The sequence below is a fragment of the Mesorhizobium sp. P170090 genome (assembly GCF_057786115.1).
The window spans coordinates 3141887-3157071 of the sequence record NZ_JBYNWH010000001.1 but is presented as its reverse complement, the minus strand read 5'-3'; the positions used below and the strand labels follow the sequence as shown (position 1 = coordinate 3157071).

The 15185-nt window shown below is 62.2% G+C and carries 13 protein-coding genes and 1 pseudogene; 10 read left to right on the top strand and 4 right to left on the bottom strand.

Annotated elements, in window-relative coordinates:
• The first annotated feature begins 68 nt into the window (after positions 1–68).
• The 3 genes from AC3EML_RS15020 to AC3EML_RS15010 all read left to right on the top strand — a co-directional run bounded on the left by AC3EML_RS15020 (position 69) and on the right by AC3EML_RS15010 (position 5698).
• On the top strand, positions 69–1715 hold the full coding sequence (locus tag AC3EML_RS15020; RefSeq protein WP_352521054.1) for an acyl-CoA synthetase: 1647 nt from the start codon (positions 69–71) through the stop codon (positions 1713–1715).
• Positions 1716–1920: 205 nt separating this feature from the next.
• Positions 1921–2814 (top strand): hypothetical protein, encoded by an 894-nt coding sequence (locus AC3EML_RS15015; RefSeq protein ID WP_023693888.1) that lies wholly within the window; start codon positions 1921–1923, stop codon positions 2812–2814.
• 262 nt (positions 2815–3076) lie between these two features.
• Entirely contained in the window at positions 3077–5698 is a 2622-nt protein-coding gene (locus AC3EML_RS15010; protein WP_023827696.1) for a bifunctional diguanylate cyclase/phosphodiesterase, read from the top strand.
• Between the two features lie 45 nt (positions 5699–5743).
• On the opposite strand, the gene AC3EML_RS15005 is transcribed toward AC3EML_RS15010, so the two are convergent.
• The gene (locus AC3EML_RS15005) at positions 5744–7366 is read right to left on the bottom strand and encodes an ABC-F family ATP-binding cassette domain-containing protein (protein ID WP_352521055.1); all 1623 of its coding nucleotides are present in this window, start codon (positions 7364–7366) and stop codon (positions 5744–5746) included.
• Between the two features lie 377 nt (positions 7367–7743).
• Complete coding sequence (locus AC3EML_RS15000; protein WP_023705198.1) at positions 7744–8487, bottom strand: 2OG-Fe(II) oxygenase; 744 nt, start codon at positions 8485–8487, stop codon at positions 7744–7746.
• A gap of 65 nt (positions 8488–8552) precedes the next feature.
• Here AC3EML_RS15000 and AC3EML_RS14995 point away from each other — a divergent pair, with 65 nt between their 5' ends.
• Complete coding sequence (locus tag AC3EML_RS14995; protein WP_050586866.1) at positions 8553–9011, top strand: hypothetical protein; 459 nt, start codon at positions 8553–8555, stop codon at positions 9009–9011.
• Positions 9012–9057: 46 nt separating this feature from the next.
• Here the strand turns inward: AC3EML_RS14995 and AC3EML_RS14990 are convergent, their stop codons facing one another.
• Together AC3EML_RS14990 and AC3EML_RS14985 are read right to left on the bottom strand one after the other, a co-directional pair.
• Positions 9058–9597 carry a carboxymuconolactone decarboxylase family protein gene (locus tag AC3EML_RS14990; protein WP_352521056.1) on the bottom strand — a complete coding sequence of 180 codons (540 nt, stop codon included), beginning with the start codon at positions 9595–9597 and terminating at the stop codon, positions 9058–9060.
• Positions 9598–9641: 44 nt separating this feature from the next.
• Entirely contained in the window at positions 9642–10064 is a 423-nt protein-coding gene (locus AC3EML_RS14985) for an OsmC family protein (RefSeq protein ID WP_023670326.1), read from the bottom strand.
• A gap of 200 nt (positions 10065–10264) precedes the next feature.
• Between AC3EML_RS14985 and AC3EML_RS14980 the strand changes: the two genes are divergently transcribed.
• The 6 genes and pseudogenes from AC3EML_RS14980 to AC3EML_RS14955 all read left to right on the top strand — a co-directional run bounded on the left by AC3EML_RS14980 (position 10265) and on the right by AC3EML_RS14955 (position 15090).
• Positions 10265–10990 carry a 3-keto-5-aminohexanoate cleavage protein gene (locus tag AC3EML_RS14980; RefSeq protein ID WP_352521057.1) on the top strand — a complete coding sequence of 242 codons (726 nt, stop codon included), beginning with the start codon at positions 10265–10267 and terminating at the stop codon, positions 10988–10990.
• 36 nt (positions 10991–11026) lie between these two features.
• Positions 11027–11431, top strand: a pseudogene (locus tag AC3EML_RS14975) (acyltransferase family protein); the annotation flags it as partial.
• Positions 11432–11454: 23 nt separating this feature from the next.
• Entirely contained in the window at positions 11455–12204 is a 750-nt protein-coding gene (locus tag AC3EML_RS14970; RefSeq protein ID WP_023834740.1) for an acyltransferase family protein, read from the top strand.
• A 319-nt stretch (positions 12205–12523) separates the two neighbouring features.
• A complete protein-coding gene (locus AC3EML_RS14965) occupies positions 12524–13033 on the top strand; it encodes an Lrp/AsnC family transcriptional regulator (RefSeq protein ID WP_023670324.1) in 510 nt (169 codons plus the stop codon).
• A complete protein-coding gene (locus AC3EML_RS14960; RefSeq protein ID WP_023733917.1) occupies positions 13030–14193 on the top strand; it encodes a saccharopine dehydrogenase family protein in 1164 nt (387 codons plus the stop codon). The genes AC3EML_RS14965 and AC3EML_RS14960 overlap by 4 nt, the downstream gene beginning before the upstream one ends.
• 108 nt (positions 14194–14301) lie before the next feature.
• Entirely contained in the window at positions 14302–15090 is a 789-nt protein-coding gene (locus AC3EML_RS14955) for an ABC transporter substrate-binding protein (protein ID WP_023684789.1), read from the top strand.
• The last annotated feature ends 95 nt before the right edge of the window (positions 15091–15185 follow it).

Below are 15185 nucleotides of genomic sequence, written 5' to 3'. Positions count from 1 at the left end.
GCAATTTCAGGCAATCTGACCGATAAGGCGCTCCAAGGGGAGATGGGCGCCGCTTAGGGAGGACCGCAATGAGCAAAATGCCGCGCTATGAGGATGCCGTTCAGCGCTTTCGCATCGAAGATGAGATCGCGTGGTTGTATGGCAACCCTGGAACCGGCATCAATGCCTATGTCGAATGCTGCGGCCGCTACACCGGACAAAACCGGCTGGCGCTGCGCGCGATCTCGGCCGGCGGTGAGCTTCGCGAATTCAGCTTCGACGATCTCGCCGACATGTCGGGGCGCGCCGCCAATGTGCTCAAGGCCGCCGGCGTCCGTGCCGGCGATGTCGTCGCCGGCATGCTGCCGCGCGTCCCCGAACTGGTGGCGCTGATCCTCGGGACGTGGCGCATCGGCGCGGTCTACCAGCCGCTGTTCACCGCCTTCGGTCCGAAAGCCATCGAGCACCGCCTCGGCTATAGCGGCGCCAGGATCGTGGTGACCAACCCGGCCAATCGCGGCAAGCTCGACGAGGTCGAGACATCAGCGCAAATCGCCACCATTCTTGGCAATGGCGGTGAGCTACCTGCAGGCGACATCGATTTCCGCGCCGCGCTTGCCGCCGCCTCGCCCGAGTGCCAGCCGGTGATGCGCAAGGGCGACGACTTGTTCATGATGATGTCGACGTCGGGAACGACCGGCCTGCCCAAGGGCGTGCCGGTGCCGCTTCGCGCCCTGCTCGCCTTCGGCGCCTATATGCGCGACGCGATCGGCTTGCTGCCCGACGACATCTTCTGGAACATCGCGGACCCCGGCTGGGCCTACGGCCTCTATTACGCCATCACCGGCCCGTTGCAGCTCGGCATCGCCACGACCTTCTATGAGGGCGCCTTCAACGCCAAGAGCACTTACGACATCATCGAGCGGCTCGGCGTCACCAGCCTTGCCGGCTCGCCGACCGCCTATCGCCTGCTGATGGCGGAAGGCGCGGAAGCTGCGGCCCGTGTCAAAGGCAGACTGCGCGTGGTGAGCAGCGCCGGCGAGCCGCTCAACCCGGAAGTCATCCGCTGGTTCGACGCAAATCTCGCCGCGCCCATTCACGACCATTACGGCCAGACCGAGAACGGCATGATGGTCAACAACCATCATGGGCTCTCGCACGTCGTGCGCGTGGGCTCGGCCGGCTTCGCAATGCCCGGATATCGCATGGTGGTATTGGACGAGGCCGGCAACGAGCTCGGCCCCAACCAGCCCGGCATCCTCGCCGTCGACATCGCGAAGTCGCCGCTGCGCTGGTTCGACGGCTATCACCAAGCCGAGACGCCAGCGATCACGGGCGGCTACTACCGCACCGGCGACACGGTGGAGTACGAGCCGGACGGTTCGGTCTCCTTCATCGGCCGCGCCGACGATGTCATCACTTCGGCCGGCTATCGCATCGGCCCGTTCGACGTCGAAAGCGCGCTGATCGAGCATCCGGCGGTCAACGAGGCGGCTGTCGTCGGCGTGCCCGATCCGCAGCGCACCGAGATCGTCAAGGCCTTCGTCGTTCTGGCGCCGGCTTACAAGGGCAATTCGGAGCTCGCCGAAGAGCTGGCCCAGCACGTCAAGAAACGGCTCTCGGCGCACGCCTACCCGCGCGAGGTCGAGTTCATCACGGAACTGCCGAAGACCCCAAGCGGCAAGATCCAGCGCTTCCTGCTGAGGAAGGCGGAGGTGGAGAAGCGCAAGGCGTGATTAGGCGACAGAGGGGGTCGTTGCGCGTGAAGCGCTAACGTCGTCTCGCGCTGCAAAAGGAGTCAGCGCTTCACGCGCGGCGACCCCCTCTGGCCTGCCGGCCATCTCCCCCTCATGTGGGGAGATCTGCAGCTCCAACGGCGTCTTTTTTCAGCCCAATGTTGTCATGTATCCTTGGAATCGAACGTAGAGCAGGGTTTATATCATGCGGTGGGTCTGGACGTTTCTGTTTGCACTGGTGAGCAGCGTGGCTTTCGCGGCCTCGCCGGAGGACGACTATGTGGCCGCGCGTGACAAGGCGATTGCTGATATCGCAGCGCTGAACAGTGCGAACGCGGCAATCGAGACCATCGACGCTGAGAACGAGAAGGCGCTGGCCGACCTCCAGCAGCGTCTTGCCGGCATTATCGGGCCGCTGGCGGTCAAGGACTTTCCGCCAACCGGCACAATCAATATCGAAAGCCTCAGCGACTCCGATATCGGCTATGGCATGCTCGATGGGCTGCGATACACCAAGGGCGACGACGGCCCCAGCCTGGTGGCAACGACGCGAGGGCTGCTGGAGCGCTGGCTCCAGTCCAGAACCGCCGAGACCGACGAAAGTTTCAAACTGCCCGCCGGCATCGATGAGGCGCTTAAGCTCGATGCCTTCTACACCCAGGCGATCAACAGCGACGCCGCCTTCGAGGGAACGCTCGACTTTCCATTGAAGAAACCCGAAGGCGCCGACATCGCCTTCGCACGGCTCGGCGGCTGGACGCAGGACGTCGGGCCGATCTATGAGCAGGAAGTCATCGTTACGCTCGTCAAAGGCAACAGCGTGAGAATTATCGCAGCGCCGGCAGCCCCTGCCGTTCCGAAGATCGCCGCCTGCGACGCCGTGTGGGCTGCTGCGGACGCCGCCGCGCAGAAATTCCAGGAGGCCTACCAGGCATCGGACCTGAAGGACGAAAAAGCGTTCGAGTCCTCCAACGCCGCCTGGGACAAGGGCGACAGCGACTACCGGGCCTGCATGGCGCAGCGCCTGCCGGCTGACCCGGCTTTCCCGGCGCTGCTCGCCCAGGCGCAGGCGCTGGCCGATCAAATGGCTGGGAAGTAAGCCTCCCGCAAGGGCCCGCGCGGCAAGATCAGGCGGCTTGTTGCAATCTGAGGCGAATATGACTTCGCCGCTGGGTTGCAGAACGCTGCAACCTGGCGTCCTACTTTCGGACACTCATTCAGATTTCGGCTGGACCCTGGCAGCCAAAAGCTTACCGTTTGTTCTCGGATTCGTCTCGAAGCTCAAACTTAAGCTTTAGCTACTATGGTCGACCGAAGGACTACTGTCCTGGAAAGGTCTTCGGATCGAGTTGGCAGGTGCAATGCTCAATTCCGGCCGGTTGAAACGGGCCGTTTTTTCTTCCGCCAACTTGCCGGCGGCGATTGCCTTTGTCGTGCTTCTCGTCTGCGCCCTGGTTGCCGACCAGAGGAACAGAGAGGTCTCCGATCAGCTGGCGCGCGCCGACGTCCTGGCCAAGGTCAACATCATACGCGCCAAGCTCGAAGGCAACATAGGCGGCAATCTCCAGCTGGTTCAGGGTCTCGTTTCGACAATCGTTACCGAGCCCTATATGGGCCAGCAAAGATTTGCGGCACTCGCCCGTAATCTGTTCGAGCAAAAATCGCAGTTGCGCGATATTGCCGGCGCCCCCGACCTCGTCATCGCGCTGATGTATCCGCTGGAAGGCAATGAAAAAGCCATCGGGCTGGACTACCGCAAGAGCGATACGCAACGCATGGCCGCGCTTCGCGCCCGTGACCAGCGCGCGCTGGTGCTCGCCGGGCCGGTCAAACTGGCGCAAGGCGGACGTGGCTTCATCGGCCGTATCCCGGTCTTCGTGCCGACGGCGGGTGGCGGCGACCGTTTCTGGGGTATCGTCTCGGCCGTGATCGATGTCGATCGGCTCTACGCTGCCAGCGGACTGACCGACCCTGATCTGGATATCGATGTGGCGCTTATCGGCAAGGATGCGCTCGGCGGCGGCGGGGAACTGTTCTTCGGCGGCGATAATGTCGTGTCCGGCAATCCGGTGATGGCAGAGGTGCAATTGCCTTCAGGCTCCTGGCAAATTTCAGCCATACCGAAGGGCGGCTGGCCGACCGCTCCGAAAAATGAGTGGCTGTTGCGTCTGCTCATGGCGCTTGCCGGCGCGCTGGTGGTGCTGCCGATCCTCGTGGCAGGACGTCTTTTCGGTGAGCGGCAGAAAAGTGACGCCGAGTTGAGGCGCCTGTCCCGGCGGCTGGAGCTGGCGTTGGAAGCCTCTGCTATAGGCGTGTGGGAGCACGATACCGTCAGCAACGAACTCGTATGGGACGACCGCATCAACGAAATCTATGGCAAACCCGGCGGCGGCAAGACCCGTAGCTATGACGACTGGGCGCTGGCGATCCATCCCCAAGACTTCGAACGGGCTAAAGCAGATTTCGATTCGGCTGTTGCAACACAAGGCCCCTACTCTTCGCAGTATCGGCTCCTGCGGCCGGACGGCACCATTCGCCATGTGCGCACCCGCGCCAGTTTCTTCCGGGACATCGACGGCACGCCAAAAATGATCGGCGCCGAATGGGATGTGACAGGCGACGTGCTGCTCAACGAGAATCTCGTGCGTGAACGTCGCCTTTCAGAATCGAAAAATGCCGAACTGAACCTGGCCAAAGCCCGCATCGAGCATGTCGCGATGCATGATTCGCTGACCGGTCTGCCCAACCGTCGGTATCTGGACGAGATGCTTGCCGAAAACCGCGAAGCCGACGGCCGTGCGGCGTTGCTGCATCTCGACCTTGACCGGTTCAAGCAGATCAACGACACGCTCGGCCATGCAGCGGGCGATGCATTGCTGGTGCATGCTTCGAAAGTCATCAAGGCCAGCGTCGGCAGTGCCGATTTCGTTGCGCGCATCGGCGGCGACGAGTTTGTCGTGCTGAGCCATGGACGCGACGACAAGGAACTCGCCGCGCTGGCCGACCACATTATCGATGCGATGCGCCAGCCGGTCGACTATCTGGGTCACCAGTGCCGGTTCGGCGTCAGCATCGGCATTGCGGCCAATAGCGGCGTCGATGCAAGGCAGTTGCTTGTCAATGCCGATCTGGCGCTGTACCGGGCGAAAGGCCGCGGCCGCAACCGCTACGAGTTTTTCAACGAAGAGCTGCAGAGCGAGATCGTGCGGACCAAGCAGACCGCCGACGAGATTCTGGGCGGGCTCGAGCGGAACGAATTCATCGTCTACTATCAGCCGCAGTTCGACGCCAAGACGCTGGAGATCGTCGGCGTCGAGGCGCTGTCGCGTTGGGATCATCCGCAACGCGGCATGCTGACCCCCGACGCCTACATCAAGGTGGCTGAAGAACTTAATGTCGTGGCGCTTATCGACCGCACCGTCCTGGAGCAGGCGCTCGATAATTTTGAGCGTTGGTCGCGCAGCCACCTCAACATCCCGCGCGTCTCGGTCAACGTTTCCGCACGGCGCCTGGAAGACAGGGACCTGATCAAGGGTTTGCGCAAGCTTCCGATCAAGGAAGGGACCGTGTCGTTCGAACTGGTGGAGTCGATTTTCCTCGACGAAAACGACGAGCTGGTCAGCTGGAACATCGAACACATCAAGGGGCTCGGCATCGACGTCGAGATCGACGATTTCGGCACCGGGCATGCCTCGATCGTCTCGCTGTTGAAGTTGCGGCCCCGTCGCCTCAAGATCGACCGCCAGCTGGTCACCCCCATCACCAGCTCAACCGCACAGCGGCAGCTTGTGTCGTCCATCATCGACATCGGCAAGTCGCTCGGGATCGAAGTGATCGCCGAGGGCGTCGAGACGATGGAGCACGCGCGCATCCTGAAAGAGCTTGGCTGCGACATCCTGCAAGGCTTCCTGTTCGGCTACCCGATGGATGCCAAAGCCTTCAAGGCCTTCGCGCAGTCGCGCAAATGGCTGGCGGCGAGCTGACAAATCCTGGCTTTGCTGGACGCAAATGCGGACGCAGGACCTGCGTCAGGTCCGCAGCCCCGGCGCCTCGTGCCCGGTCCTCTCCACATATTCGGTATAGCCGCCGCCATAGGTGTGGATGCCTTCTGGCGTCAGTTCCAGCACGCGGTTGGAGAGTGCGGCCAGGAAATGGCGGTCGTGCGAGACGAACAGCATGGTGCCTTCGTATTGCGACAGCGCCGTGATCAGCATCTCCTTGGTCGCGATGTCGAGGTGGTTGGTCGGCTCGTCGAGCACCAGAAGATTGGGCGGATCGAACAGCATCAGCGCCATCACCAGGCGCGCCTTTTCGCCGCCTGACAGAACCCGGCATTTCTTCTCGATCTCGTCGCCGGAAAAGCCGAAGCAGCCGGCGAGTGCCCTGAGCGGCGCCTGGCCGGCTTGCGGAAACGCGTCCTCCAGCGTCTGGAACACGGTGCGTTCGACCTCCAACACCTCCATGGCGTGCTGGGCGAAATAGCCCATTTTCACACTCGGCCCCCGAGCAACTGTGCCGGCATCCGGGTCAGACGCGCCGGCCACCAGCTTCAGCAGTGTCGACTTGCCGGCGCCGTTGACGCCCATGATGCACCAGCGCTCGCGGCGGCGGACCTGGAAGTCCAGCCCCTCATAGATCGAGCGGCTGCCATAGCCCTTGTGGACGTTCTTCAGCGTCACGACATCCTCGCCGCAGCGCGGCGCCGGCTGAAAATCGAAATTCACGATCTGACGGCGCTTGGGCGGCTCGACACGATCGATCTTGTCGAGCTTCTTCACCCGGCTCTGCACCTGGGCGGCGTGTGACGCCCGCGCCTTGAAGCGCTCGATGAAAGCGATCTCCTTGGCCAGCATGGCCTGCTGGCGCTCGAACTGCGCCTGCTGCTGCTTGTCGGCGATCGCCCGCTGCTGCTGGTAGAATTCGTAATTGCCGGAATAGGCGGTGAGCGAACCGGCGTCGATCTCGACCACCTTGTTGACGATGCGGTTCATGAACTCGCGGTCGTGCGAGGTCATCAGCAGCGCGCCCTCATAACCTTTCAGGAACTGCTCCAGCCAGATCAGGCTTTCGAGATCGAGATGGTTGGACGGTTCGTCGAGCAGCATGACATCGGGCCGCATCAACAGGATGCGGGCCAGCGCCACGCGCATCTTCCAGCCGCCGGACAGTTTGCCGACATCGCCGTCCATCATTTCCTGGCTGAAGCCCAGGCCGTCCAGCACTTCGCGGGCGCGGCCATCGAGCGCATAGCCGTCGAGTTCCTCGAAACGGTGCTGCGCCTCGCCATATTTCTCGATGATCTCATCCATCCGGTCGGCCTGCTCGGGATCGGCCATGGCCGCCTCGAGTTCGGCCATTTCGGCCGCCACGTCGCTGACCGGCCCGGCGCCGTTCATCACTTCGGCCACAGCACTGTGGCCGGCCATGTCGCCGACATCCTGGCTGAAATAGCCGATGGTGACGCCGCGATCGACCTGCACCTGGCCCTCGTCGGGCTGCTCCTGGCCGGTAATCATGCGAAACAAAGTCGTCTTGCCGGCGCCGTTCGGACCGACAAGGCCGATCTTCTCGCCCTTCTGTAGCGAGGCCGAGGCCTCGATGAAGACAAGCTGGCGGCCGTTCTGTTTGCTGATGCTTTCAAGACGGATCATGCGACTGGAAGAACCTTGGAGGATTTTCCCCGGCCCTTACGCGATCGGCCGCGCCAGAGGAAGCGCCCATTTGACGCCGCGCGCAAAAGCCGCTGCGGTCCGCACCTCCAGAATGCAAAACAGCCCGCCGCGCGATTTTGCGCAACGGGCTGTTTTTGAACCAGCTTCTGTACTCAGTTCGGTGCGGGCACTTCCGCTTCTATTGACGGCACCTGCTGGGCGGCGAGCGAGGCGAGCTTGCCCCGTCTGACGAGTGTCGGCTTCTCATAGGATCGTTTCATAAATGCCCCTCTCTTACACAAGCGGAGACGTTCCGCCGAACTCGCCATGTCAATAAGCAGCGGTAGTGAGGTGCTTTGGCTGTGTCCGACGAATTGTCACTTCGCGTCGTGGAAGATGATTCCCACCGTATGCCGCCGTCCCGAGCGCAGGCGGCTGACGCCGTGCCGGAGATTGACGCGGTAGTGCCCTTTCGTACCTTGCACCGGGCGATTGTGGACAGCAAAGATCACTGCATCGCCCCGGGTCAGCGGCACCACTTCGGCACGGCTTTGCATGCGCGGGCGCTGCTCGGTCAGCACGAATTCGCCGCCGGTGAAATCCTCGCCCGGCTGCGACAACAGGATCGCGACCTGCAGGGGAAAAGCGAGGTCGCCATAGAGATCCTGGTGGAGGCAGTTGAAGTCGCCGGGGCCATATTGGAGGAGAAGCGGCGTCGGCCGCGTTTGGCCGCCTTCGTGGCAAAGCTGGAGGAAGGCGGCGTGGTCATCGGGATAGCGCCGTGCCGCGCCCATGCGATCGTTCCAGTCGTTCGCGACGCCGGCCAGCCTGGGATAGAGCGCGGTGCGCAGGCCACCGACCAGATCCGGCAGCGGATAGCGGAAATAGCGGTACTCGCCCTTGCCGAAGCCATGGCGGGCCATCACCACATGGCTGCGGAAATGGTCCTCATGCGGATAGAGACCGGCGATCTCGGCGCACTCCTCGGGTGCAAGCAACGCCGGCATGACGGCGCTGCCGTGGCTGTTCAGTTCGCCGATCAGAGCACTCCAGTCCTGCGCTGCGACGCGCGCTTCGGCCGAATGGGCTGCGCGTTTGGTGCTTATCGAATGGATGGTCATGGATGCCTCCTTTGCTTGCGGTCAAAGTGGGGCGAACGAGGCGCCTGGGCCACCCGATTCCTGCGATGAACATTGTCATCTGCTGCCGGCAGCGATTAACTGTGTACATGCATCTTTCGATCGAACCGCTAAATGGCGTCAAAGGGCTTCCTCTCGGATCGTCTAAGGCGACTGTCAGATCCTTCTTTTCAGGAGAGCTCAAGGTCTTTCGGCGGAGCCCAACCAGCGTTCCGGCCGACTATTGGCCGGACCTTGGAGTATTCGCCTATTACAAGGCCGATGGCGCACTCGAAGCGCTAGAATTCACCTCGCCTGCGATCTTGGAACTGGGTGGCGCGTCGCTGTTTCCGATTTCCATGGAGGTTGCGCTGAGGTTCTTGAGACAAACCGACCCCAATGTGAAGGTCGAGATCGATAGCGCGATTTCGAATGCTCTCGGCATCAGCATCTGGACAGCCATAGGAAAAGAAGCGGACTCCCAGGTGGAAACACTTTTGCTGTTTGGAGCCGGCTACTACGGCTGATCCTTCCGGGCGATATCCACTGCAGATCGACTGCGTATCGATCGCATCAGACCGGATCGGCACCCTTGCGGCGATACGCCTCCAACTCAGGGTCCAGATCGACCCTCACCGCGTTTGTGAACAGGCAGGTCGCCACCATGATGCCGGCGAAGGCGACGAGGTTGACCAGCAGCGTGTCGTCATAGCGAGCCTTCAGCGCTGCCCAGATGTCGTTCGGAATGACATTGGCATCGGCGGCGACTGCCTTGCCAAATTCGATCAGCAACGCCTCGTCGGAGGTTGGCTGGATTGCCTCGGGATCAAGGCCACCATCGATCAGCGCGCGGCGGAAGAAGGTAAGCGGTATCTCGGCGCGGCATCTCTCGGAGATCGCCAGCGACAACAGCCAGACAGCGCGGTCGTCGAGTGCGGGCTTGAGCAGATCGCGCAGGGTGAACCATTCGGCATAGATGCGGTGGGCCGCCGGTGAATGCAGCAGGATGCGCTTCATGTTGGTCATGCGTCCGCGCAGGCCAAGCTCCCTGTCGTGCTCGGCGCGGATGTCTTGCGATGCCGAGGCGTAGTCGATCGGCGGGATCATGGCCATGGGACGGTCCTTGGTTGGTGGCAGCGAGGCATTCTGCGAAGCCCTCACCCAAGCGTCGTATGCAATTGCGGCGCGGCGCGCAGCGTGTTGGACACCGTGCAGATCGCTTCGGCGTCCTCGACGATCCGCTGCTTGGTCGCAGCGTCGAGATCGCCTGAGATGTCGAGCCTGATGTTGAGCCTTTCGACGCGCGACGGCTCGTCCTTGGCCTTCTCGCCGCTGACCTCGGCGCGCACCTCGCCAAGCGCGGCGGCAACCCCGAGGCGGGAGGCGGCGATGCGCGCACTCAGCACCATGCAGGCGGCGAGCGAGGCGTAGAGCAGGTCGAGCGGATTGAAGCCCGGCGCGCTGACGCCGGTGACGACATCGACTGCACCGCCGGTCGGAGTGGTGATGGAAGGCAAGCCGCCGGGCTGCAGCGTCGCCGTCGCGCCGGTGACGCGGGTTCTGACCTTCAACTCAGCCATCGCAAATCCTTCTGGCCGGCAGTCCGGCAAAGGGGTAAGGATCGCCCGTGGCGTGTCCTGTCCCGCTATATGGTATGTCCTGGGCCGATACCGCAACCTCCGCAGAAGCGGCACCCTGTCAGCAATCTTCACCACGCCCGTTCCCTCTCCGCCCTGCCCTGCGGTAGGCTCGCGCGATCCGCAACAGGATCGCGAGAGCCATGATCGTCCAGACCTGCATCAACGGCGCGCGCGCCGCCGATTTTCACCCCACGCTGCCGCTCGACGCCGAGGCCATGGCGCGCGACGGCGCGGCCTCTGTCGCCGCGGGTGCGGCCGAGCTGCATGTCCATGCCCGCGGAGCGGACCGCCGCGAGAGCCTTGCGCCGGCAGCGATGGACCTGACGATCGCAGGGCTGCGCCGTGCCTGCCCTGGTACGCTGATCGGCGTCTCCACCGGCGCCTGGATCGAGAATGACGATACAAGCACGCTGGTCGCCATCGCCGGCTGGCGCGAATTGCCGGACTATGCCTCGGTCAATCTCAGCGAGGCGGCGGCACCGATCGTCATGGAGAGCCTGCGCCAGCGCGGCATCGGCATCGAGGCGGGTCTGGCGTCGGTCGCCGACGCCGAGCGGCTGGTCGGCCTCGACCATGGCGGGCGCGTGCTGCGCGTGCTGATCGAGATTTCCGAGCAGACGCTAGACGAGGCTTTTGCGGTCGCCGACGGCATCGAACAGGTCCTGGAGCGCGCCGGCATTCGCCGTGCCATCCTGCTGCATGGCGAGAACGCGACGGTGTGGCCGTTCGTGCGCCGTGCCGCGGATCGCGACTGGTCGACGCGCGTCGGGCTGGAGGATGGGAAGCATCTGCCGGATGGCACGGTTGCGGCCGGCAATGCCGCGCTGACGGCGGCAGCGGTGGCGATCTTCCAGACCGGGCGATAGCGCATACAAGCAGCGCGCCAAGGCATCGCCGAGACGATGGCGATCGCAAGGCCCGGGCCGCGAAAGTCGGTGAAAGCTATTCAAATTTTATGTATTATTAAACCGGCAGTTAATCGTCGCATCAACGATCTCATCCGTGTTAATACTCTCCGGCATCGGGGACATTTTTTAATGAACGTCATTCCGGATAATGATCACGCTGCGCCGCGTTGGATTCAACAATATACATCGATACAGACCCTGCGGGGGCTAGCAGCCCTAATGGTTGTTATCTATCATCTTCCGGCCGCACTAGGCGTGCTCGATTTGCCTATTCCCATTCTAAACAGCGGCGTCGACCTGTTTTTCGTCATCAGCGGTTTCGTCATGGTTCTCTCGACGGAGAACAGACATCGCGACCACCGTGCTTTTTTGATGCAGCGGTTCACGCGCGTCGTTCCGTTCTATTGGGTCAGACCTTCCTCATGGTCGCCGCACTTTGGCTGTTTGCCGGTCGTGGAGTGTCCTTTGAGCAGATTACCAATAGCCTGCTTTTCGTGCCCTATCTCGATACGGCCACAGGCTATGTCCAGCCAGTGCTTGGCGTGGGTTGGACGCTCAATCTGGAAATCCTGTTTTACATTCTGTTCGCGGCGACTATGGGTTTTGGTGCGCTGACGCAAATGGCCACGATTGGCGTTGTCTTTGCAATCGCCGTAGCCGCACGCATTATCTTCAAACCCGCCGCCGACACTGTGCTGTTTTTCTATACCACGCCAATCCTGTTTGAGTTCCTTGCCGGCATGGCTGTCGGCCATCTGGTCGGCAGACTGGTGCGTTTGCCCGCTTTCCTGGGTGCCTCGGCTGTCGGGTTCGCTATTGTGTCCACACTGGTGATGGTACTTGGCTTCAACTTGCCGCGAACCCTTGCTCAAGGTATCCCGGCGCTGATCCTTGTCGCGGGTTGCATCAGCCTGGAGAGCTACTTCCGACTTTTTGCTCCTCGCGTGCTGGCAAGGCTGGGAGATGCTTCCTACTCTCTCTATCTGACCCATCCTATCGTGCTGCTCGCGATCGCTCCTGTCGTTGCAACCGCCAATGTGTCACCATGGCTTGCAAGCATAGCTATTGTCACCGCTTGCATCGCCGTGTCCCTGGCGAGTTATAGTTTTATCGAAAGGCCGCTTTTGGCCATGTCGCGAATGAGCCTCTCCGCTTATCAGGTGAAGGCGTGAGTTGCGGCTACGCCGCAGCTCGGTCGGCCTGCCATTCGGGTGCGTTGCTCACTACGACCTACCGTCGCGTTCAAGCGACCACGGCCGCGGCAAGATCGTCTTCGAACTCCGTCACCTAGTGCTGTCGCGCACATCCTCGACTGCCCCAAAATGTGCAGCGGTTTTGGGACGACATGCATCCTGTCTTGCCTGAACGCACACGGGAACTGGCACAGAGGGATGACATAGCTCTTGCTGCTGTTAAAAATTTCCCATAAGGTATTTTTCATATCCGAAAGAAAATCCCATCGTTTCTTTCCCTTTATGAAAGCCTTGCCTTTTGCGTGAGCATCTCGATCAAACCGATCGACGGCTGGTAAAGCTGTTGTCGCAAGATGCCCAGCCCGGCATCAACCGGCTCGCCGAGACGATGGCGATCTCGGTGCCGACGGTGCGCTCAAGGTTGCGCAATCTGCTCGACCGCAACCTCTTGAAGATCGTCGGGCTGCTCAATCTGACCGAACGCCCCGAGTTGATCTCGGCCATTGTCGGCATCAACGCTCAGGGACGTGGCCGCGCCCGGGAACTGGCGCAGCGCATTGCCGAACTGCCTTTCGTCAACTCGGCCTCGGTGGTTACCGGGCGCTTCGACATCATCGTCGACGTGACCGTCGCCGGCGATGTCGCCGACCTCTACCGCATCACCAGCGAGCTGATTCCGGGCGCCGGCATTCCCGGGGAAGTCGTGCGCAGCGAAACCTTCGTCGTCATGGCTTCATGCAACAAATGGGTCAGCCTTCCCGAAGGCTGCTGGTCGGAAGAAACACCGTCACGCAAGGAGCCGGCATGAGAATAGCTGTTCTCGGCGGCCTCGGCCTGCAGGGACGGGCGGCCATCGCCGATCTCGTCGCCAGCGCCGGTGTCGAGGAAGTCGTCTGCGTCGATACGTCGGCTGACGGCCCTGCCCGGCTTGCCGGGCTGACCGACCTTTCCCGCGTGCGTTTCGTCATGCCCGAGGGCGCGATCGGTCCGGCGCTTGCCACCGTGCTGGCGGATGTCGACGCCGCCATCGATCTGTTGCCGCAGCCATTGATGCGCGAGGCGGTGCAGGCCGCGATCGCAACGCGCACGCCGCTGGTCACTACCAATTACGGCAAGGCGATTGCCGATCTGGCGCCGGAGGCTGAACAGGCCGGCGTTTCGATCATGACCGAATGTGGGCTCGATCCCGGCATCGACCTCGTGCTCTATGCGCGCGCCGCAAAGCAGTTCTCTACGATCTCCTCGATCGATTCCTATTGCGGCGGCATCCCCGAACCGAAGGCGATGGCGAAGCCGCTTTGCTACAAGGTAAGCTGGAATTTCGACATGGTTCTGGTCAGCCAGAACCGCGACAGCGTGATGATCGAGCATGGCAAGCGCGTCGAAGTGCCGGCCGGCCGACAGCACGACAATGCCTTCATCCACGAGATCGAGGTCGCGGGCCTCGGCCGGCTGGAAGCTTTCCCCAATGGCGACGCTCTGCACTATGTCGAGATGCTGGCAGCCGCCAAGGGATTGCAACGCTCGGGCCGCTATACGCTGCGCTGGCCGGGATGGTCGGCGTTCTGGGCGCCGCTGAAGGAACTCGGCTTCCTCTCCGAAGACAAGGTGCCCGGCACCGGCGCCAGCCCACGCGAATTTCTCGGCCGTCTGCTCGGCCCGCAACTGCAATATGGCGCCGACGAGAAGGACCTTTGCGTGATGCGCAATGTCTTTTCCGGTCTCGAAGGCGGCCGCGCCAAAACGGTGACGTCGGACCTGATCATCGAACGCGACCTGGCATCAGGCCTGTTCGGCATGAGCCTTGGCGTCGGCTATCCCGCCAGCATCGTGGCGCAGATGCTGGCGCGGCGCGAGATCGCCACACCAGGGCTTTTGAACCCGCTGCTGCATGTGCCGGACGGGCCGTTCTTCGACGAGCTGGCCAGGCGTGGCATCAAGGTTGCCGAGACGGTGGCCTGGGACTGAGGATTTTCGAACGGTGGCTGCCGCCGGCAAACGGTGCCGCCGCTCAAAAAACACCCAAAAGGGTGGAATAACAAAGTGGAACAACAACGATAACAGGAGGAATGCCAAATGAAGATTGCCAAGCTTTTCATCGCCGGACTTGCGCTTGCGGGCCTGACCGCTGCTGCCAGTGCCGGAACGCTCGACGAGATCACCAAGCGCGGCGAACTGCGCGTCGCGGTACAGACGCAAGGACCTCCCTTCTCGCTGGTCGGCGCGGCCGGCGAGCGCACCGGCAGTTCGGTCGAACTCGCCGAACTGATGGCCAAGGAAATGGGCGTCAAGATCACCTTCCTCGACTATGATTGGGACGGGCTGATCCCGGCGCTGCTTTCGGGCAAGGCCGACCTGCTCGTCGCCGACATGACGCCGACGCTGGCGCGCGGCATGAAGGTCGCCTTCACCACACCTTACATGTATACGGGCAGCACCGTCTTCACCAAGGCCGACAGCAAGTTCAAGACAACCGAGGACTGCAAGGCCAAGGGCACCAAGATCGCCGTGCTGTTGGGCGCCACCGGCGAAAAGGAAGCCAAGAACGCCTTCCCGGATGCCGACATCAAGAGCTACAAGGGCGGCGGCCCGCTGCTGCTCGACGCAGTCAACAACGGCCAGGCCGATTGCGGCGTCAACGACGTCTCGGCGGTCAAGGGTCAGTCGACAGCCTATCCCGCCGGCACCTTCACCATCATGCCGGACCTGTTGTCGAAGGAGCCGCTTGCCTTCGCCACCCGCTACGACGAGCCGGACCTGTTGATCTGGATGAACCTGTTCCTCAACCAGGTCAGCATCGACGGCCGCCTGCAGAAGAACCTCGACTACTGGGTCAATTCCGACGCCTGGAAGAAGGATCACTAAGCAGAGGTAAGCAGGGAGTAGTGAGTAGGAAGTAGTGAATGGTGAATGGTGAATGGTGAATGGTGAATGGTGAATGGTGAATGGCCATTCCGGAC

What these genes read in the sequence shown, in the direction of transcription:
- AC3EML_RS15020 (WP_352521054.1), top strand. Translation starts at nt 69, where the DNA reads ATGAGCAAAATGCCGCGCTATGAGGATGCCGTTCAGCGCTTTCGCATC.
- AC3EML_RS15015 (WP_023693888.1), top strand. Translation starts at nt 1,921, where the DNA reads ATGCGGTGGGTCTGGACGTTTCTGTTTGCACTGGTGAGCAGCGTGGCT.
- AC3EML_RS15010 (WP_023827696.1), top strand. Translation starts at nt 3,077, where the DNA reads ATGCTCAATTCCGGCCGGTTGAAACGGGCCGTTTTTTCTTCCGCCAAC.
- AC3EML_RS15005 (WP_352521055.1), bottom strand. Translation starts at nt 7,366, where the DNA reads ATGATCCGTCTTGAAAGCATCAGCAAACAGAACGGCCGCCAGCTTGTC.
- AC3EML_RS15000 (WP_023705198.1), bottom strand. Translation starts at nt 8,487, where the DNA reads ATGACCATCCATTCGATAAGCACCAAACGCGCAGCCCATTCGGCCGAA.
- AC3EML_RS14995 (WP_050586866.1), top strand. Translation starts at nt 8,553, where the DNA reads ATGAACATTGTCATCTGCTGCCGGCAGCGATTAACTGTGTACATGCAT.
- AC3EML_RS14990 (WP_352521056.1), bottom strand. Translation starts at nt 9,597, where the DNA reads ATGGCCATGATCCCGCCGATCGACTACGCCTCGGCATCGCAAGACATC.
- AC3EML_RS14985 (WP_023670326.1), bottom strand. Translation starts at nt 10,064, where the DNA reads ATGGCTGAGTTGAAGGTCAGAACCCGCGTCACCGGCGCGACGGCGACG.
- AC3EML_RS14980 (WP_352521057.1), top strand. Translation starts at nt 10,265, where the DNA reads ATGATCGTCCAGACCTGCATCAACGGCGCGCGCGCCGCCGATTTTCAC.
- AC3EML_RS14970 (WP_023834740.1), top strand. Translation starts at nt 11,455, where the DNA reads ATGGTCGCCGCACTTTGGCTGTTTGCCGGTCGTGGAGTGTCCTTTGAG.
- AC3EML_RS14960 (WP_023733917.1), top strand. Translation starts at nt 13,030, where the DNA reads ATGAGAATAGCTGTTCTCGGCGGCCTCGGCCTGCAGGGACGGGCGGCC.
- AC3EML_RS14955 (WP_023684789.1), top strand. Translation starts at nt 14,302, where the DNA reads ATGAAGATTGCCAAGCTTTTCATCGCCGGACTTGCGCTTGCGGGCCTG.